The sequence below is a fragment of the Polynucleobacter sp. 86C-FISCH genome (genome assembly GCF_018882415.1).
GTDB lineage: Bacteria > Pseudomonadota > Gammaproteobacteria > Burkholderiales > Burkholderiaceae > Polynucleobacter.
Window position 1 is genome coordinate 109,179 of the sequence record NZ_JACVOL010000001.1, and the last position, 19,801, is coordinate 128,979.

Here is a 19,801-nt window from a genome sequence, read left to right on the forward strand (position 1 = left end):
CATTGCAGCAGCTCCGACGTCACATACTTCCCCCCTGCTTGTTATTGGCGCTAAGCATTAGCCTGGCACATGGGCAAACACCATCTGAAGAATCGGAATACCAAAAAGCGTTGGGGCTAAACAAAGCCGCTCAATTTACAGAAGCATCTTCAATCCTGAAAACGCTGATGACTGCTCACCCAGAAATTGAGCGCTATAAATCGGACTATATTGCAGTCGCAAGTAATGCAAAAATCTGTGTAGATGTAATTGCTATAAGCAACCAACGTTATATTGATCGTGCACCACTTTACGTACAAGAGGCAATTTTTAATTGCTATATCACTTCACAACCATTTTCTCAAACAGATGCTTTAGCTAAGTTGATTTTAAAAACTCATGGCAAGAATGAGGGGATTGAACTCGATATGGTTACGTTAGCGCGCGACCAAAAAGAATTTAAATCAGCCTTATTCTGGAGCGCACGTTTTATTCAAGACTTTCCGAATAATATTTCGGCCTGGGAACTTAGAGCGGGTACCTTGCAAGATGTCGGTGATCGCTATGCCGCCTTACAAATTTACGAGGATGTAAATCGACTCAAGCCGAAGAATCCCAATACCCAGCAGCAAATCATTCAGGTGCTCTTGGATATGGGTATTTCTCACCTGGCTTTAGATCTCATTGATAACAATGGGTGGAATGCCACCAAGAATCAAAAATTACGTGCCATGCATGATGCCGGCGCTGTAGACCTGCGTTGGTCTGCAGCAGATTCAGCAGTAGCTCCTAATCGCTTTAACTCTGTAGATGCTGGCATAAAGATGCTGAACGATGCCATGGCTTACGCCAAATCTATCAATGCACCTAAAGATCAGTTGCTGGCAATTCAATATGATTTCGTTGTCGCATATACCCGTAGAAAACAATGGGATAAAGCGCTGGGCTTATACGATCAACTTCAATCAGAAGGCAACACTGTACCGAACTATGTACAGTCAGCAGCGGCAACGTGTTACAGCGCAAAACATGAATACGCCAAAGCAGAGGCCATTCTTCAAAAGCTGTATGTACAAAGTCCCAAGGATTTAGATATCCTTGAGGCCCTCTACTACAGTCAAGTTGACCAAGATAAGTTCCCTGAGGCTAAAGTAACCCTAGATAACCTAACAGCCCAGCTCAAAGTTCGACCTAAATACTTGCCCAAGAGAAACTTTGACTACACCAGTGCCGTCATTGAAGCTGCAAGTTTTGAGGCCTACCAAGAAAAGTATGAAGAAGCCAATAAAAAGATTGCTCCTTTATTAAGCGAAATTCCCTCAAATGCGGATCTGCTCAAAACAGCCGGAAGTATAAAAGGTTCGGAAGGAATGTATCAAGCTTCAGCAGACTATTACGCAATTGCTGCCAAGCAAGATCCTGAGGACGTTGAGGCCAAAGTGGGTTATGCCAATGCCCGCATGAGTCAAGGCGATATCGCCACCTTTGTTGCGACAGTAAATGACCTTAAACCCGGTTATTCAGACTTAACAGCAGTTAAAAATGCATCTGACAGACTAGACGTCTTTAATGAAGGTTATGTCACTGGCAACTTTGTATTAGGTAATGGTGACTATGGCTCCCAAAAGAACAATAACCGCACTAGCGACCTGAGAGTCTATAGCGCTCCCATTAGTGAAAATTTCAGAGGCTTTGCCCGCTATCGCGACTTGAACAGCGGCCCAGCAATCCCGGTGACGGATCAAGGTGTTGGTGGCGGCATTCAATACACAGGCATTAATCAAGAAGCCGAAGTTGAAGTGGGTAGCGCTGGTTACGCCCGACTTGAGGGCACCCAGACCTTAAATGACAACTGGTCAGTCGGCGCATCATACGAAAGAAATGCTTTCTATCTCTTTCCAGGATCTCTATATGCCACCTATGGTGGTAATGTGGCGGGTCTAGACCTCAAATGGAAAGATGGTGACACCAGAACTGCGGCAGTGGGATATCGCTACTGGGCATTGCCAAGCAATAATCGCCAGCAAATCTTCGGTACAGCAAATCAACGCCTTTTGACTGAATATAACTATAAGCTTGATGTGTCGGGCTGGATTGGCAATCAGCAAAATACTAACTCCAATGTAAGCTACTTCTCGCCTATTAATCAAACCGAATACTCTGGAACGCTCAATCTCCGAATTTTGCAATGGCGCGATATCGCAACCAAGAAATATGATTTCTGGCACAGGGTCTTTGGATCCTATGGCCTTGTTACACAAGCTGCGTACAGCACCTTGCCCATGAACAACTACGGATATGGTCAAGACTTTAATATTGGCGACAGAAGAACGCTAAGTTGGGGTGTCGGCAAAACCAGTTTCCCATTTAATGGCGCAAAATCAAGCTATATCACTGGATACCTCAATTTTGAGTCCCGCTTCTAAATGAAACTATTTAAATACCTTATTTGTATATTGATCCTCGTTAGCAATACTGCTTGGGGGCAGTCCAACTTTAAGGTGTTGAGCTTTCATGACATCGTTCAAGAAAAGACGGCAATCTCCGAACCTGATGATGTAACAGCAGACAACCTGATCAACTACTTTTCCTGGCTAAAGGCAAATGGTTACAACGTCATCTCGATGCAAGACGTCATCAATGCTAAGAAGACGGGCAAGCGATTGCCAGAAAAATCAATCGTCCTGACCTTTGATGATGGCTATAAGAGCTTTTATACCTATGTACTGCCGCTCCTCAAGGCATTCCAGTACCCTGCAACCCTAGCTATAGTTGGTTCATGGCTTGCGGTGCCCGATAACAGCACCGTCTTATATGCAGACAAAAAGGTTCCTCGCTCTAAATTTCTATCTTTAAAAGAATTACAAGAAATTTCACGTAGCGGTTTGGTGGAAATTGCATCACATACCTATGATTTGCACCATGGAGTATTGGGAAATGTGCAAGGCAATACCATGCCAGCCTTAACCACCTTTGAGTACAACAAGCAAACCGGCGAGTATGAATCGGAGGAACACTATAGAAAACGCATTGAATCAGACTTAGCCAAGAACAACGCCTGGATCAAGCAGCATACAGGTAAGGCACCCAGAATTATTGTTTGGCCATACGGTCGCTATAACGGCATGGCACAAACCATGGCAAAAAATTTGGGCATGGAAATAGCTATCACCCTTGATGATGGTGAAAATCTAGAATTTCAACCGGTCGACAGTATTCGCCGCATTTACCTCATTAATAATCCGGAGATTGACGACTTTGTCGCCAACTTAAGAAAACCTCCTCCTGAGCTTGAGCGTGTCATGCATGTCGATCTTGATTATGTTTACGATAAAGATCCTATTCAGCAGGAAAAGAATTTAGGATCACTACTTGATCGCGTAAAAGAATCTGGGGTTACGACCGTTTATCTCCAAGCCTTTTCAGATGATGATGCCAGCGGCGTTGCTAAAAGTATGTATTTCAAAAACAGCTATATGCCGGTTAAAGCGGATATCTTTGGTCGAGTAAGCTGGCAATTAAAAACTCGCGTGGGAGTCAAGGTGTTTGCCTGGATGCCTCTACTAGCTTTCAACCCAGGCCCTGAGAAATTACGTGAGCTTGATGTCGTCACTTCCACAGATGGTGGCAAAGGCATTGGTTACTTACGATTGAGCCCCTTCTCTGAGCGCTCACGGCAATTTATCAAGGGTATATACAAGGACTTGGGACGCCACGCCAACTTTGAAGGCATATTGATTCATGATGATGCCACTCTCTCCGATAAAGAGGATGCCAGTCCAGTTGCTTTAAGTTATTACGCAAAGCAATGGGGGTTGCCGGCAAGTATTGAGGCAATTACTAAAAATCCAGAATATAACGAGAAATGGTACAAGGCCAAAACTCAGATGCTGACGCAGTTTGCGCTTGATATGAGGAGTTCTGCTGAGCACTATCGCAAACCGATTAGTATTGCCCGCAATTACTATGCTGAAGTTGCCCTTAATCCTAAATCAGAAGAATGGTTTGCACAATCACTCCCTAATGGTCTAGAGCATTTCAATTGGGTAGCTCTGATGGCAATGCCTTACATGGAAAATGCAAGCAACCCGTCTCAATGGCTGAGTAACTTAGTGGATAAGACCCATTCTTTACCAAAGGCGAAAAAGAAGTTGGTCTATGAGTTTCAAGCAAAGGATTGGAAAACTGATAAGCCCATCTCTACAAAAGAGCTTAGCAGTTGGATGAGGGCCATGCGTGTTCGGGGAATTTATAACTTTGGCTATTACCCTGATGATCAGTTCACCAACAACCCCAAGATGGAAATCTTGAAGAAAGAGCTGTCTACAAAGGCAGCACTTCAATAAACTCTTTTAAGTGGAAACTTGATTTCTGCCAGCCTGCTTTGCGCGATACATTGCTTGATCGCATAGTTCGTAGAATTTTTTTAGAACTGAGTCAGCCTCTAACTTACTCTCTATTCCCGGATCAAATGTGGCAATGCCAATGCTAATGGTGATGCAAACTGCTTTACCATCGATCACGGCGCAAGGTTTTGAGGCTACTGATTCTCTTAGGCGTTCAGCGACTTCTATCGCCAGACTCTGATTGGTTTCTGGCAAAACAATCAAAAACTCCTCACCACCAACCCGACCAAAGATATCAATTTCACGTAACTCTTCTTGGCAGTGCTTTACCAGTCCAATCAACACCTTATCGCCGATGGGATGCCCATACGTATCATTAATTATCTTAAAGTGATCGATATCAGCCATCAGAAATGATAGGCATTTTTTATTTCTAAATGATCTTTGAATTTCTTGCTCAACCCTAGAAAAAGTTTCCGCCCTACTAGCCGCTCCAGTAAGCGCATCAATTTTCAAAAACTGAGAAAGAATAAAGCGCTTATCCTCTAAATCAATGAGTAATTTACGAAACTGAAACATACCCAGCAACAATAAAAGCGAAATTGGAACTGAGAGCAAAGCATCCGAAAGATTTGGCTTGCTTCCATCCAGCAGATGAAGAATGGGGTAAACACGCCTTCCCACCATTAAAGTAAAACCGAGTGCCAAGAATCCGCAAGCTAAACGGTATGCTTTGGCCCGAAAGAATAGATTAATGGCATAAACTGCTGCTGCAGCTTGTGCGCATAAAGATACCGAATACAGAAAAACACTTAACTCCATCACTATTCGGCCAGGATTAAGTTCTGTAAGCTGTTCTGCTCATCCATCAATTCAAACGCGGCGTCCACGACCTTAGTGTCTAGCTTTGTACCAGCCTCAGCGCGGATCTCATCCATTGCAGCTACCAAGCCACGGGCAGGTCGATAAGGACGGTGGGTGGCCATCGCCTCAATCGTATCTGCCACAGCCAAAATCCTTGACTCGATGCATATTTGATCGCCACTCAAGCCATTAGGGTAACCGGTACCATCTAAGCGTTCGTGATGTTGGCGAACCATTTCCGCAATAGGCCATGGAAATGGAATATCTTTCAGTATTTGATACCCTGCTTCAACATGCCCTTGAACCATTTGCATTTCAAGATCAGTTAGCCGGGTTGGCTTAGTTAAGATTTCAGCGGGTACAGATACTTTACCAATATCATGAACCATTGCGGCCATGTATAAAGCCTGCGCGGCCTCTTCTGAAAATCCTAGCCTCCTTGCAATGGCAACAGATATTAATGCCACTCGCTTCTGATGGCCAGCCGTATAAGGATCACGCCACTCCATAGTTCGCGACATCGCCTCAATGGTAGATCGCAAAGCATCTGCTAGACGTTCTTGAGTTTGTTCCTTTTCATGAATTTGGTCATCCAATTTATGCTGGCGCTCAATTGAGCGCAAACCAAAACCAATCTCTTGGGAAAGACTTTCAAATAACTGCACTTCGGATGATCCAAAAGCATTTGGAGCCTTTGAGTAAACCAAAAGAACACCAAAAGGATGTGGTCCACCACTATCTGGAATAGGACAGCCAATCGCAGAACGAATTCCATATTCACGTGCACGAATACGCCAAGATAAAAAGCCTTCATCAGTTTCTGAATCGACCACTACACTGGATTTTTGCGTACGTATAGCAGCTCCACCGGGTCCCAAGCCTGTTATGTTGAATTCTGACCAGCTTACAGTAATGTCTTTTAAATAATCTAGCGCACTTCCTGCTCCACCCAAAACACGCACAGTCTTATTTTCATCATCCTCAGCCTTGCCAACCCAGGCCAAGACATAAGGACCCTGAGCCGCAATCGCGGCGCAAACCTCTTGAATCAATAAGTCGACAGAGTCAGCACGAGCAAGAGCTGCTGCAGCCTCAGAGAGCGCAGACAAGGCCCACCCACGCTTTTCGAGTTCTTGTTGAATCTCCGGCGGCAGAGGGTCAATTTTTCTCTGTGAATTGGTTTCCATATAGACATTATGAGGCCTAAATTTGTGCTCGCTATACATATAAATTAAAGCCTAATATCCCTTGCTATTGACCTGCAATTGGCGGAACATGAAAGTTGCTCACAGGAAAATAGCATGAACAAAGAAATAGAAGATATCTACAGCAAAATTGTCAATCTCGAAACAGAGGTGAACAACTTGCGCCAGGGTTATATCGTTGTTAATCAGCGTTATTCTGAGGCCATCGGAACCCTAAAGACTTTGACGGCAAGCACCTTAGAGGCCGCAAAACGTGCTGCAGTTGCCGCAGAAAAAGCACTATTAGCGGCGGTAAACGCTGCTACCGCTGCCAAACTGGCAGCATCTGAGGCAATCATTGACGCCGCAGAAGCTGCAGCGGATTCTGCCGCTGCATCTGCAGAGGCTGCTATTGAAGCAGCCGCTGCTGCATCTGCAGCTGCTTCCGCTGCTGCTGCTGCAGTAGCCCATCAAGCTGAAGAATATTCAGTGAAAGCTTCTGCTGAAGCAGCTGAAGCAACTAAACGCGCGGCCGATGCTGCAGCCGAAGCCGTCCGGATGTCAAATGCTGCCTCAGAATCTGCGCGTAGCGCTAGAAAAAATAATAAGAGTTAATAGAGTCTAAAACTGAGAATTAATCAGCAAAGAACTTTAATCGTTTCAGCCAATACTGGCGTACCAAATACCCGGATCGCATTTCTACCACTCGTTTTGGCTGCGTACATGGCGATATCAGCATTATTGATTAGCTCTACTTGATCAAGACCATGATCTGGATAGATAGCAACCCCAATACTGACACTTGTTGATAATTCGATTCCTTCAAAAGGTATTATTGCCGCAATATTTTTCAGAATTTTATTAGCAACGACCAGCGCATCTGTCTCGGAATGCAGATCTGGTAGCAAGACAATAAATTCATCGCCACCTACCCTGCCAATCGTGTCGGAATCCCTAATGGAAGCCTGCATTCTCTTTGCCGACTCAATCAATACTGCATCACCCGCTTGATGACTAACGGTGTCATTAATTGTTTTCAAGTTATCTAAATCCACGAACAGGATACCCATTTTCGAAGAATTACGCTTTGCCAAGGTCATGGCCACTTGAATACGATCAGAAAGCAGCAGGCGATTAGGCAAGTCTGTTAACGCATCATGGTGCGCAAAATATTCTGCCTTAGCATTTTTTTGATAAGTGCGAATTAAAAGCAGTGTGGCCAATAAGATGAGAGCAAGGCTAAATACCGTGGTGTAAATAACCCCCCAAAGACTGGAATGCCAGCCCGCCAGATACAACTCTTTTGTTACTGTAGATCCAACAATGAGCGGATAACCATTGACGTTTCTAAATGACACCATGCGCTCTACGGGATCATTATTCATATTGAAGCCAGGAGCACTCGTAAAAATAACGCCCCCATCTTCTTCATTTTGCAAAGAAGTTTGGATTACCGTGCCTGTATTCAGTTTGCCAATCATCTTGTCAACAAAAGGCCAGCGAGTGAGCAGGCGATGATCTTTTCTATATAAGGTCACCGAGGATCCATTACCAAGACTAGCTCCAATGCGCTCATACAAACTGGAGAAGACTTCGACTGATACGCCAACCAAAATGACGCCTAGAAACTTATTATTAGACCCATTGACTCGTTTAGCCAAATAGAAAACCCACTTACCATTTCCTTTGTTTTGCACGGGTAAACTAAAAAAAGTTTCAGGGTCATCATTGACACTCAAATACTGAAAGTAATCACGCTCAGCCAAGTTAATCTTAGGTGCTGGATACGATCTTGAAAAATTGAGCACCTCCCCATCCTTACCAACAAATGTCGCTACATCAATAATAGAGTTGGATTTTGTTTTTTCTTCAAGAAGATCAAATTGCTGTTTTTGAGTTGCAAACTTTCGATAGTCTTGCTCAGTTTGAATATTAGATAACTCCAATACATCCTCAATACTCTCTAGGGCTGTCTTTGCTGAATAGATTGTCTGCGAAGTGTGCTCAGCCAGAATCACTGTGAGATTAGACAGTTGGTTCATGCGCGATTTAATCGTATTTTCACGCAGTAGATAAGCAGAAACTACTGCATTAGCAATCAACATGACTGCCAGCAATATCGCAGTAATGATAATGATGCGTGTATTACGCTTCACAACTGGAGGGACGAAGTAGACCATGAATATTTCTTTTAGCTATCGCCGTAGTAATTCGCTATTTCATTGAAGTATGGCTGCTCGTGAATAAAGGCTTCCACAACAGCTGGGTCAAAGCGCTTACCCTTGTTCTTTAGTATTTCTTCACAAGCCTCTTCATGCGTCCACTTGCGCTTATAGACTCGCTCACTAACTAAGGCGTCATACATATCAGCCAAGGCCATAATGCGAGCAGCTAACGGAATCTCTTCGCCTTTTAAGCCTCTTGGGTAGCCACTGCCATCCCAATTTTCATGATGCGATCCAGCAATCTGAATAGCTACATCTAAAACTTTTACATGCTTATTATCATCAAGCTTGGCAGCATTTAATACGTTTTCACCCAACTCTGCATGAGTTTGCATTACAGCCCACTCCTCTGGTGTGAGGCTGCCCTCTTTCTTTAATATGCCGTCCGGAATTCCCACCTTACCTATATCATGCAATGGAGCTGCCTTAGTCATTCGCTCAATTGCATTCTCGGATAATTCAGAAACGTAAATACCCATCTCCTTTAAGCGCTGCGCCAATTTTTTGACATAGCTCTGAGTTCTCAGAATATGGTTACCAGTTTCGTTATCCCTCACCATAGATAAGGCATTGAGACTCTGGAGCATACCGCTCTCAATTGACCGGACGTTATTGCGCTGCTCTTGCCAAAGTATCTCTAGGTAATAGTTCGTAATTAAGACGCAGGTCATGACCAATAGCAGAATCGAGGCGACCCTGAGAGAGAACCCCATCGCCCCCTCTTGATAAAGACTGCCCAGATTTGCTTCTGTATAGAAGTACAAATGGGCCGATCGCATGAGGCGCACAATGATCTCGGCGATCTCAATACCCATCAGAACTTTAATTTGATAAGCCTTTACTTTACGCCCAACTAATTTAACCAACTCCAGGAGCTGCCAGCAGGAAGCAAGAATCAAAATGCTATTTAGCAAATAGATACGGCTATTCGTTGTGCCGTTAAATAAAAGATAGAGGTAAATACCAGAGGAGAGAATGAATGCTCCACCTGCAATCAACCTTACATTACGAGTAATTGGTTCGCGCCAAGATCTAAACAGGAGGCTAATACAAATAACGCCACCAATTAATGAGATATTAGCTAAAGATAGAAAGAATTTACTTCCCCATGAGGCGATAAAAAATGACCCCATTGAAGTCGATAGAAACAAAATACTGAGAGGCCAGTAAAGAATAAACTTAGCAGTTCGGTATCCGTCTTGGCGCGATATGAAACCAGCCATAAGCCCTAAAAGGACTATCAGAATGGAAAGATAGAAGGTTTGATTGGCTAACTGCATCTAGTTGCATTCTAAGGGGTTAAGAGAATGCATTGAATTTAAGGTCTAGATGGGGCGAACGACGGGGCTCGAACCCGCGACAACCAGAATCACAATCTGGGACTCTACCAACTGAGCTACGTCCGCCGTTGTAGAGGTCATATTATAGCTTTTCAGCCAAAAACCTGTCAAAAACACAGTATTTCGGGCTTATCTAGGCGCTTTCGAACTCAAAAGCAGCCCAATCCCCAAGGCACAGACTAGCATCTATGAAAAAGTCTGTGATTGCCGCTTTGCTCTGCACCTTGGCTAAGGCGTGGTGATCTGAGAGTCGTTGACGCCAATAGCGGGAACCTGCCCTGCCATGAGCAAGGCCCAAAATATGTCTAGTGAAAGCGCCTATATAGAAAGGTTTACCTTTAGCCTGGCATTCCTCAAACCAGGCGTGAACCTGCTTAACCAATGCAATTTGTATGCGATGCCATTCAGTTTCACTAAAGAGATATCCAGCAGCGTCACCATCTGTGTTGATCATGTCATCCCAACCCAAAAGAAGAGCAGGAAAATGATAGGCTGCCCTTCCCACCATAAAACCATCAAAGTCATCCCAATGACCAGCAATTTGTTCGTTAGTTTCTAAACCGCCATTGAGCAAGACTTTTAAATTAGGAAATTGCTTTTGCGCATCTAAGCGAAGTTGTGCGGCCACTTCGTAATGTAATGGTGGCTTGCTACGATTCTCTTTTGGGGATAAGCCTTTGAGCACGGCATTGCGCGCATGAATGGTGACTTGACTAGCGCCAGCATCAGCAACAGCAAGAATGAAGTTCAGAGCAAATTGATAATCTTCTTTTGAGCTGGATGCATCCATCGAATCTAAGCCTAGGCGATGTTTTACAGATATCGGAATATCAACGGCATTCCTCATTGCTTTGACACAGTCAGCGACTAAATTAGGTTCTGCCATTAAGCAAGCGCCAAAAGCGCCGCGCTGAACACGCTCAGAAGGACAGCCGCAATTCAAATCGATTTCATCGTAACCCCACTGCTGAGCTAGCTCTGCTGATTTAGCCAAATCAGAAGGCTCGGAGCCTCCAAGTTGAAGCACTACCAGATGCTGGTCTTGTGAGTAATCCAAATGACGCGGCACATCCCCATGCAACAACGCTCCAGTGGTAACCATCTCGGTGTAGAGAACAGCTTGTTTAGATAGCGTGCGATGGAAAGAACGGCAATGACGATCAGTCCACTCCATCATGGGAGCGACTGCTAGTCTTTTGTTAGAGATTCGATCGTTCATTCTTTATTTGTAGAGCTTTCAATACCAAAAACTCATGCGCCTTAGAGCGCTCAAGTTCGGATCAAAGGATTATATCGGGCTGGAGCCCTTGATAAAAACCCTTCCAGCATTGGATTTAGCTGGATTTGCCTGGTGTAACATAATTTATTGTTAAAAATAGAACCCCATTCGAGACCTTAATGACATTTACCAGCTACCTTACCCTATCGCTATTCATACTTCTTGCTGGCTGCATAAACGCTGATGGCAATAGGAGTTACTGGCATGGCAATTCTGGTGAGAGTAAGTTTCAAAATTTTGACACTAGGGTGGAAGTTCAAAAAACCATAATCTCAAAAGACAACCAGATCGCTAGCTTTACCCTGATTAATTCAGACAAGGTAAAGGAGGATATGTCTTGGCTGAAAAAGCGAGGGTATGACCAGTTCAAGTTTGAGGCCATGATCAATGAAGTGCTAGCGGAGCACGGTCTACTAAACCCAAAGGCAAGCACTGGCCTAACAATGCAAATTACACTCGTAAACGTTCGACTTCCAAATAGCGCCGAATCTAAGCTAGACACCAACGGTGTGGTTGGATCCGGAGGGGCAATCATGGAAACAACGATTACTGATCAAGCTGGCAATATTGTGGCGAAATACCGATATGAGCAATTTAATAGCTGCCGGATTTGCAGTGAGGAACAAAATGCCACCATCCTATTTCGGACAATGGGATCTGCAACAGCACACGCTATATCCACCAAAGGACATTGAAGCGCTATTGAGCCACTTTAATGCATAAGGGCAACCGAAGTTGCCCTTAACACTACTTAGTAGAGATATGGCGCTTACTTATTTCAGCTTGGCCAACTTTGCCTCTAGCTCTACCGCAAGATCTAAAGCGCCCATATAACCAGACTTGAGATGATTTGGTAGATCAGGATCACCAACCATCGCACCCAGCGTTTCAACCAGACTAAAAATAATCCCTTTAGCTGCGCCTGCAGCAATCGTATTGTTGGCAACTGCCTCATCAATATGATTTACCGCATCAAGAAAATAATCGTGTCCCGGCAGACCGTCTGGTCCCAAAGCTTCTTTAGTCATTTGCATTTTCCTATATATCTAGATTTACAGCATCTGATCTACTTTGTAGAAAAACTTGCGTGCATAAGCAAGAATCTCTTTATCAGTAGGATGATCAACAGTTTCTACGCCAACAATATTTTCAGCAATCTTAGCGTCATGTTTATGAGCATGCTTAATTAATTCTAATTTTGCAGAGCCTGGTCCGAGAATCAAAATTTCCTTGGATTCATTTACGGCATTAATTACTGAATGCAAATACTTGGAATCTAGAGCAAGTTTGCCGCTACCCACTTCACCGCCCTTGTGATGCAAATGAGCATGAGTGGTTTTGCTACGAATAACTTCAGCCTCGCTGGCCTGCTCGCTCAAAAACATAACATGCGCTTCTTGATGGTCAATCCAAATAACTGCGTGATTTAATGACATATTCTTCCTATTATTAATAATGACTACCCTTTGAGAATACTCCTGCCAGACCCCATAAATGCCATATACGCTTGATTTAAGTCAAATGAATAGAATTAGTATTAAATTCGTATACTGAAATTATTCACATTTAGGTTAACTATGGCCATCTCACCCAATAAATACATGCCCATTAGATACATTCCGTTTGGACTGTGTATTTTGGCGGCCATCGCTAGTTTTGCAGCGCTAGAGCTCCATCGGCAAGCATACCAATTCATGCTGATATTTGGATTTCTAACTTTAGTCGGCGTTTACGATCTCCTGCAAACCAAAGTGGCTATCCTGCGCAACTATCCAGTAATTGGACATTTGCGTTTCATGCTCGAATTTATTCGCCCAGAAATTCGCCAGTACTTTATTGAGGGCGACAATGATGAAACCCCCTTCTCTAAAGAGCAACGCACTTTAGTTTATTCACGTGCCAAAGCTGTGCCCGACGAGATTCCGTTCGGCACAACTTTAGATGTGATGGCCCCGGGGTATCAATGGATTAACCAGTCGCTAGCCCCTACCCGCTTGCTGAGTCACAACTTTCGAGTTGAGATTGGCGGTAAGGACTGTAAACAAAAGTATTCGGCCAGTATTTTTAATATCTCAGCAATGAGTTTTGGATCTCTAAGCGCTAATGCTGTTATGGCCTTAAATCTTGGCGCCAAAAAAGGTGGTTTTGCACATGACACTGGCGAGGGATCCATCTCTAAATACCATCGCATCCATGGTGGCGACCTCATTTGGGAGATTGGCTCCGGCTACTTTGGCTGTCGCAATCCAGATGGTAGATTTAATGCTGAAAAATATACTGAGAATGCCGTTGATCCTCAGGTCAAAATGATTGAGCTGAAATTAAGTCAGGGTGCAAAGCCTGGTCATGGCGGCATTCTGCCGGGCTCAAAGGTAACAGCCGAAATTGCTGCTGCGCGCGGCGTTAAAGAAGGTGAAGCTTGCATCTCCCCTGCTTCGCATAGCGCGTTTTCTACGCCGCTAGAGCTCATGCATTTTATTAAGAAACTGCGCGACCTTTCTGGTGGAAAACCAGTTGGATTTAAATTCTGCGTGGGTCACCCATGGGAGTGGTTTGGGATTGTTAAAGCCATGCTAGAAACCGGCATCTATCCTGACTTCATTGTGGTGGATGGATCTGAAGGTGGCACAGGCGCATCACCAGTTGAATTCACTAATCACGTTGGCACACCACTGCAAGAAGGATTGCGCCTGGTTCACAACACGCTGGTTGGCGTGAATCTTCGCGATCAAATTAAGATTGGTTGCGCCGGAAAAATTATTAGCGCATTTGATATGGCAGTTGCCTTTGCCTTGGGCGCAGACTGGTGCAATAGCGCCCGTGGGTTTATGTTCTCTATTGGGTGCATTCAGGCACAGGTCTGCAATACCGGAAACTGCCCTACCGGAGTGACCACGCAAAATCCATTGCGCCAAAAGGCTCTAGTAGTTCCGAACAAAGCCGAGCGCGTATTTAATTTCCATAATGAAACCCTAAAAACATTAAAGGCGCTGGTTGAGGCGGCAGGATTGCATCACCCTGGTGAGATTGATGCGCCACACATCATTCGACGTATCAACAAACATGAAGTACGTCTTTTATCCTTCTTGTTACCAGAAATGCCAGCAGGACTTCTGCTTACGGCCGATCACATTGATTCGAGCCTAAATTTACCGCGAGTTTTTGAACTGTATTGGCATCGCTCGCAAGCGCAGAGCTTTTCTGTCTTAAAAAACTAGAGCGCTTAAGACTAACTCTTTTAAATCAACAGCTCTTGCTGACTGCTAAACACCCTTGACTGCCCAGTAATAGGGTCTTGGAATGAGACCTCCTTGGCCAATAGCTGAAGAGGCTTAGAAAAGTCCAAGTCATATTCTTGATAAGGGGTCAGAACTGGGTAGATCTGATCGTTCTTAATGGGAATACTGAGGGCATTTAGATGGCATCGAAGCTGATGTTTTTTGCCGCTACCTGGTGTTAACCGATATCTCGCGTATGGGGCCTTAACCTCCAAAACCTCAATCAGAGTATCTGAATTTGGTTCGCCCTGAACTTCATGCATCTGCAAGAAGTGCTCAGATTCCTCCAGACGACTTTGATAAGTCATTGGAAGCTTTTGTTCGAGCTCTTTTGAGTAAGGCGCAATAGCCTCATACACCTTCTTCACCACTCTATCTCTGAATAGGTTTTGGTATTGTGCCCGCTCATTCGGGTTAACCGAAAAGATTACCAAACCAGCGGTATCTCGATCAATGCGATGAATGGGGCTTAGCGTTTGTATGCCTGTTGATTTCTTTAGGCGATTAAGCAGGGTTTGATGCAAATAAAGACCGCTCGGCGTCACAGGCAAAAAGTGGGGTTTATCTGCAACCAGAATATGCTCATCCTGGTACAGAACACTCTCTTGAAAGGGAATTTCTGGCTCGCGCTCCAGCCTTCTGAAGTAGATTAAATGCGTATTAGGGAGATATTGATCATTGGCGGATAGAGCATGGCCCTCTTGATCAAGAATAAGCCCTTCGCTGAAACGAGAGGCCCATTCCTCTTCCGCAATATGAGGAAATTGCTTTACAAAAAAAGTGAGTAAATTCGGATGGGCTTGATCAGCAGGTAAATAGACCCGCGATGCTGATACCCCTTCTGAATTAACCTTCATAAAGCTCCACTGAAAAATGCCTTTAGGAGCTTAGTTTAAATTAATCTCAAATAGCTTTGAAATATCGGTCTTTTATCCATAAGGCAACCGCAACCAAGCCTATCATGATGGGTACCTCAACAAGAGGACCGATCACCGCTGCAAATGCCGCACCAGAATTAATGCCGAATACAGCTATGGCAACCGCTATAGCCAGCTCAAAGTTATTACTAGAAGCAGTAAAGGATAAAGTGCAGCAACGCTTGTAATCCATGCCCATCTTGGTTGTTATGACAAAGGTAATCACAAACATCACGCCAAAGTAAATGAGCAATGGAATTGAAATAGTCAACACATCGCCAGGCAGCTGCAGGATTAACTTGCCCTTTAAGCTAAACATCACCACGATTGTGAATAACAAGGCGATTAAAGTGATCTTCCCAATTTTTGGCACAAAGTGTTCGTGATACCACTCTTTAGAAACAAACTTGAGTGCCACGTACCTAGTTAGCAAGCCAGCGATACAAGGAATACCTAAATAGATAAAGACAGTTTTGGCAATTTCTGCAATCGTAATGCTGACGTTAGAGCCGGCCAATCCAAAGAATGGTGGCAATACTGTTAAGAAGAAATAGGCATATAAGCTAAAGAACAGAACCTGAAAAATGGCATTAAATGCTACCAAGCCAGCTGCATATTCTGTGGAGCCTTTAGCAATGTCATTCCAAACAATAACCATGGCAATACATGGTGCAATACCAATCAAGATCAGACCGGCCATGTACTCCGGTTGATCGGGAACAAAGGTAATCGCCAGAATAAACATGAATGCAGGAGCAATGATCCAATTCATTAAGAAGGCAATGGCAAAGATCTTCTTATCTCTAAAGACATCCGGCAAGTCTTCGTAGCGCACCTTTGCAAATGGGGGATACATCATCAAAATCAAGCCAATCGCAATGGGGTAATTAGTGCTGCCCACCTGAAATGAATTGATAAATCCCTCTACCCCAGGAAAAAAGTATCCCAAGCCAATTCCAAATGCCATCGCGGCAAAGATCCAAACCGTTAAATAGCGGTCTAGAAAAGATAGTTTTTTAGTTAGTGAAGTCATGATGCTGTTTATATCTGTACGTGAATGTTTTTAAGACTCATGGAGTCTAATTTGTCTAACGGCATTGCAGCCAAGATATCAATGCGCTTTTTGAGGCCGTTCATCACCTCATTAAAAGCAGCCCTCTTTTCAATATCGGTACCCTGGACTTGGGATGGGTCTGGAAAGCCCCAGTGTGCGGTTACTGGATTACCAGGCCAGAATGGGCAGACCTCACCCGCAGCGTTGTCGCAAACAGTAACAATGAAGTCCATCTTAGGAGCATTCGGCTCGCCAAAAACATCCCAGCTTTTGGATTTGAGTAAGGCGCGGTCCATACCAAGCTCCACAGCGATATCTGCCGCAATCGGATTAACACTGGTTCCAGGTGTAGAGCCTGCTGAGAAGCCTCTTAACTTGCCACTTGGGTGTGTAGAGGCTAATGCCTCACCCAAAATTGAGCGTGCTGAATTATGAGTGCAAAGAAAAAGAATGTTGTATTGCTTCATATCGATTTAGACCTTTTGACTACTTTGACAGTGCTGCAGTCTTGCCCACCACAGCAGTTTTCCAATAAAAATTCACTGAGATTCTGTACGAGCTTGGCATTCGGTCGATAAATCAAATTACGACTTTGTCTCTCAACCAATAAAAGATTTGCGTGCACTAGCTCCTTGAGATGAAAACTCAAAGTAGCGTTCGGGATACCCAATTTCTCAATGATTTGACTTGGTGTTAGACCAACATCCCCCCGCTGAACAATTAAGCGAAAGACATTGAGTCTAGATTCTTGGCCTAAAGCCAAGAAAGCCTGAACAGCATCTGTATTTTTCATATTTCCAATTATATAGAAATATATGACAACAATATTACAGGCCGCTAGGGCCTGTAAATACTTTGATGCTTAGTTTGAGATTGGTTTGCTCTTTACTTTTTGAGCTTACCAAATGCCGCTGCCATCGCATTATTGATTGGGGGCGCTTGCCTTCTGTCCTCTTGGGGTTTTCTAGGCTCGGCTGTTCTGGGGCGATTTGGGGCTCTTTGTTCGGGCTTGGCGCCTGCCTTAGGCGCCTCATCACTCAAGCGCATCGTTAAGGCGATTCGTTTGCGCTTTTCATCTACTTCAAGCACTTTAACCTTCACGACCTGCCCTGCTTTAACAACGCTATGCGGATCTTTGACAAAAGTATTGGAGAGCGCTGAAATATGCACCAAGCCATCCTGATGTACGCCAATGTCTACAAAGGCGCCAAAGGCCGCTACGTTGGTAACAACACCTTCCAGAATCATGTCTGCCTTCAGATCGCTTATTTTTTCTACGCCATCTTTAAAAGTTGCAGTAGTAAATTCAGGACGCGGATCGCGACCAGGCTTTTCCAACTCCTTAATGATGTCGGTTACTGTCGGCACACCGAACTGACCATCGGCATACTTTTCTGGTGAAAGTGATTTCAATAAACTTGCATCACCGATCACTTCTTTTACACCCTTCTTAATATCCTTCAGAATTTTTTCAACCAATGGATAGGATTCTGGATGGACTGCGGAGGCATCCAATGGATCATCGCCATTCATGATGCGCAAGAAACCTGCAGCCTGCTCATAGGTTTTGTCTCCAAGTCGAGGAACGCTCTTAAGATCCGCTCTGGACTTAAACGCACCCTTACTATCGCGATAGGCCACAATGCCTTCCGCTACGGTAGTACTTAGCCCTGAAACCCTCGCCAGCAATGGCGCAGAGGCTGTGTTCACATCAACACCAACCGCGTTTACACAGTCCTCCACAACCGCAACCAATGATTTGGCTAATTGGGTTTGCATCACATCATGCTGATACTGACCAACACCAATCGATTTAGGATCGATCTTGACCAATTCTGCAAGTGGGTCTTGTAAGCGTCGAGCAATAGATACTGCACCACGCAATGAAACATCCATACCTGGTAATTCTTTCGAAGCATATTCAGATGCGGAGTAAACAGAAGCACCCGCTTCAGAGACAACAATCTTGGTCAGCTTTAACTCAGGCTTTGCTTTAATCAGCTCTTGAGCCAATTTATCGGTCTCGCGCGATGCAGTGCCATTACCAATAGAGATTAAAGTCGCATTGTGTTTCTCGGCTAATTTAGCCAGGGTATGCAATGAACCTGCCCAATCATTCTTAGGCTGATGAGGATAGATCACATCGGTATCAACTACTTTGCCTGTAGCATCAACGACTGCCACCTTTACACCAGTTCGCACACCAGGATCTAGGCCAATCGTCACCCTGGGTCCAGCTGGAGCAGCCAAGAGCAGGTCTTTGAGGTTACGGGCAAACACATTGATTGCCTCAGTTTCTGAGCGCTCACGCAAAGCAGTCATTAACTCAGACTCTAGATGTAACGAGCACTTGATGCGCCAAGTCCAGCGCACGGTATCTGCTAACCATGCATCAGCTGGACGACCATCATTTTTAATCTTGAAGTGATTAGCAATACGATTCTCACAAGGATTGTGTGGTGAATCCCACTTAGGCTTCTCTTCTTCAGAATCTAACCGCAAGCTCACCATCAGCATTTGCTCACGGCGACCTCTAAACAAAGCTAAAGCGCGATGTGAAGGAATCGCCTTAATCGGTTCAGAGTAGTCAAAGTAGTCTGCAAACTTTTCACCCTCTTGCTCTTTACCGGCAATCACCTTGGACTCCACTACGCCATGGTCTTGCAAATACTCTCTAAGCGACTGAACTAGTGTGGCATCTTCAGCAAAACGCTCCATCAGGATCTGGCGAGCACCTTCGAGAGCAGCCTTGGTATCAGGCACCCCAGGGTTATTAGTCCCATCTACGTCAAATGCTTCTTTAATGTATTTAGCGGCTTCTGTTTCAGGGTCTAAATTAGGGTTGGCAAGCAAATCATTCGCTAGCGGCTCCAAGCCAGCTTCCAGAGCAATCTGTGCCTTAGTTCTTCGCTTAGGCTTATAAGGAAGATACAAATCCTCTAAGCGGGTCTTATCTTCTGCCAACATGATCGCCTTCAGCAATTCTGGCGTCATCTTGCCCTGCTCTTCAATTGAAGCAACAATCGTTTTGCGACGGTCCTCTAATTCACGAAGGTAACTCAGACGCTCCTCTAATAAGCGCAGCTGTGCATCATCTAGGCCACCAGTTGCTTCTTTGCGATACCGGGCGATAAAAGGCACAGTTGCACCCTCATCCATCAAAGCGATGGCAGCTGCTACTTGGGCGGGCTTTGCAGAAAGTTCTTGGGCAAGACGTTGTTCAATTGATGGCAGCATTTATTTAGTTTTCTGACTCGGATGCGTTCTATTTTTGGAATATTAGTATTGATTGAAGAACAAAAGCCACCCGTAGGTGACTTTTGTTATGCAGCTAA

General features: G+C 44.5%; 18 protein-coding genes and 1 tRNA gene. 5 read left to right on the forward strand and 14 right to left on the reverse strand.

The features are described from left to right. The first annotated feature begins 2 nt into the window (after positions 1-2). Positions 3-2,405 carry a hypothetical protein gene (locus ICN10_RS00465; RefSeq protein ID WP_216211216.1) on the forward strand — a complete coding sequence of 801 codons (2,403 nt, stop codon included), beginning with the start codon at positions 3-5 and terminating at the stop codon, positions 2,403-2,405. Next, positions 2,406-4,325, forward strand: a complete 1,920-nt coding sequence (gene pgaB / locus ICN10_RS00470) for a poly-beta-1,6-N-acetyl-D-glucosamine N-deacetylase PgaB (protein ID WP_216211219.1) — start codon at positions 2,406-2,408, stop codon at positions 4,323-4,325. It abuts the gene before it with no gap. A gap of 6 nt (positions 4,326-4,331) precedes the next feature. Here pgaB and ICN10_RS00475 read toward each other — a convergent pair whose 3' ends face one another. Beyond that, positions 4,332-5,147 (reverse strand): GGDEF domain-containing protein, encoded by an 816-nt coding sequence (locus ICN10_RS00475; RefSeq protein ID WP_216211222.1) that lies wholly within the window; start codon positions 5,145-5,147, stop codon positions 4,332-4,334. A gap of 2 nt (positions 5,148-5,149) precedes the next feature. Then, positions 5,150-6,376 carry an HD domain-containing phosphohydrolase gene (locus tag ICN10_RS00480; RefSeq protein ID WP_216211226.1) on the reverse strand — a complete coding sequence of 409 codons (1,227 nt, stop codon included), beginning with the start codon at positions 6,374-6,376 and terminating at the stop codon, positions 5,150-5,152. A 114-nt stretch (positions 6,377-6,490) separates the two neighbouring features. Here ICN10_RS00480 and ICN10_RS00485 point away from each other — a divergent pair, with 114 nt between their 5' ends. Continuing rightward, a complete protein-coding gene (locus ICN10_RS00485; protein WP_216211229.1) occupies positions 6,491-6,988 on the forward strand; it encodes a hypothetical protein in 498 nt (165 codons plus the stop codon). A 23-nt stretch (positions 6,989-7,011) separates the two neighbouring features. Here the strand turns inward: ICN10_RS00485 and ICN10_RS00490 are convergent, their stop codons facing one another. The 4 genes from ICN10_RS00490 to dusA form a co-directional block, all read right to left on the reverse strand. Beyond that, entirely contained in the window at positions 7,012-8,553 is a 1,542-nt protein-coding gene (locus ICN10_RS00490; protein WP_216211232.1) for a sensor domain-containing diguanylate cyclase, read from the reverse strand. 11 nt (positions 8,554-8,564) lie between these two features. Next, entirely contained in the window at positions 8,565-9,731 is a 1,167-nt protein-coding gene (locus ICN10_RS00495) for an HD-GYP domain-containing protein (protein WP_216211235.1), read from the reverse strand. Between the two features lie 197 nt (positions 9,732-9,928). Next, positions 9,929-10,004 (reverse strand) — tRNA-His (locus ICN10_RS00500). Positions 10,005-10,071: 67 nt separating this feature from the next. Beyond that, on the reverse strand, positions 10,072-11,157 hold the full coding sequence (gene dusA, locus ICN10_RS00505) for a tRNA dihydrouridine(20/20a) synthase DusA (RefSeq protein WP_216211238.1): 1,086 nt from the start codon (positions 11,155-11,157) through the stop codon (positions 10,072-10,074). A gap of 392 nt (positions 11,158-11,549) precedes the next feature. Between dusA and ICN10_RS00510 the strand changes: the two genes are divergently transcribed. Further along, on the forward strand, positions 11,550-11,912 hold the full coding sequence (locus tag ICN10_RS00510; RefSeq protein WP_216211240.1) for a hypothetical protein: 363 nt from the start codon (positions 11,550-11,552) through the stop codon (positions 11,910-11,912). Positions 11,913-11,990: 78 nt separating this feature from the next. On the opposite strand, the gene ICN10_RS00515 is transcribed toward ICN10_RS00510, so the two are convergent. Beyond that, the gene (locus ICN10_RS00515; protein ID WP_216211245.1) at positions 11,991-12,245 is read right to left on the reverse strand and encodes a hypothetical protein; all 255 of its coding nucleotides are present in this window, start codon (positions 12,243-12,245) and stop codon (positions 11,991-11,993) included. A gap of 24 nt (positions 12,246-12,269) precedes the next feature. Further along, positions 12,270-12,653: a translational machinery protein gene (locus ICN10_RS00520; protein ID WP_216211247.1), complete on the reverse strand. Its 384-nt coding sequence runs from the start codon at positions 12,651-12,653 to the stop codon at positions 12,270-12,272. 141 nt (positions 12,654-12,794) lie between these two features. Between ICN10_RS00520 and ICN10_RS00525 the strand changes: the two genes are divergently transcribed. Continuing rightward, positions 12,795-14,435, forward strand: a complete 1,641-nt coding sequence (locus ICN10_RS00525) for an FMN-binding glutamate synthase family protein (protein WP_216211251.1) — start codon at positions 12,795-12,797, stop codon at positions 14,433-14,435. Between the two features lie 20 nt (positions 14,436-14,455). On the opposite strand, the gene ICN10_RS00530 is transcribed toward ICN10_RS00525, so the two are convergent. The 6 genes from ICN10_RS00530 to ICN10_RS10180 all read right to left on the reverse strand — a co-directional run bounded on the left by ICN10_RS00530 (position 14,456) and on the right by ICN10_RS10180 (position 19,756). Continuing rightward, positions 14,456-15,352, reverse strand: a complete 897-nt coding sequence (locus ICN10_RS00530; protein WP_216211253.1) for a pseudouridine synthase — start codon at positions 15,350-15,352, stop codon at positions 14,456-14,458. Between the two features lie 46 nt (positions 15,353-15,398). After that, entirely contained in the window at positions 15,399-16,445 is a 1,047-nt protein-coding gene (gene arsB, locus ICN10_RS00535) for an ACR3 family arsenite efflux transporter (RefSeq protein WP_216211256.1), read from the reverse strand. An 8-nt stretch (positions 16,446-16,453) separates the two neighbouring features. After that, complete coding sequence (locus tag ICN10_RS00540; protein ID WP_216211259.1) at positions 16,454-16,933, reverse strand: arsenate reductase ArsC; 480 nt, start codon at positions 16,931-16,933, stop codon at positions 16,454-16,456. Next, on the reverse strand, positions 16,930-17,259 hold the full coding sequence (locus tag ICN10_RS00545) for a helix-turn-helix transcriptional regulator (RefSeq protein ID WP_216211261.1): 330 nt from the start codon (positions 17,257-17,259) through the stop codon (positions 16,930-16,932). The genes ICN10_RS00540 and ICN10_RS00545 overlap by 4 nt, the downstream gene beginning before the upstream one ends. Positions 17,260-17,351: 92 nt before the next feature. Next, complete coding sequence (locus tag ICN10_RS00550) at positions 17,352-19,691, reverse strand: Tex family protein (RefSeq protein ID WP_370626208.1); 2,340 nt, start codon at positions 19,689-19,691, stop codon at positions 17,352-17,354. Beyond that, positions 19,643-19,756 carry a helix-loop-helix domain-containing protein gene (locus ICN10_RS10180; protein ID WP_370626209.1) on the reverse strand — a complete coding sequence of 38 codons (114 nt, stop codon included), beginning with the start codon at positions 19,754-19,756 and terminating at the stop codon, positions 19,643-19,645. The genes ICN10_RS00550 and ICN10_RS10180 overlap by 49 nt, the downstream gene beginning before the upstream one ends. Positions 19,757-19,801 lie beyond the last annotated feature (45 nt).